Raw genomic sequence first — 232 nt, forward strand, 5'->3', positions numbered from 1 at the left:
TCCCTTAAGTGCATTAACTGACTACTTTTTTATTATTGATGAGTATAAACTTGACGCTTTCAAAATAAAAAGAAAATCGAAGCATTCACACATGAATAAAAAATTAATGTATATATTCGCAATTTTTATAGTTGCAGCAATTACCTGTATTAGCCAACCCAAGAAAACGACGTTGCGTGATAAAGCCATGGTGAATTATGCCTTTGATTATTTAAGCTCACCGGGCAGTCTT

The 232-nt window shown here is 32.8% G+C and carries 1 pseudogene; it reads left to right on the top strand.

The annotated features are described in order from the left end of the window. Positions 1–91 precede the first annotated feature (91 nt). A pseudogene (locus RTW80_RS30995) lies at positions 92–232 on the top strand (sel1 repeat family protein); the annotation flags it as partial.

The organism is Escherichia sp. AM3 (assembly GCF_032029835.1).
Classification (GTDB): Bacteria; Pseudomonadota; Gammaproteobacteria; order Enterobacterales; family Enterobacteriaceae; genus Escherichia; species Escherichia coli.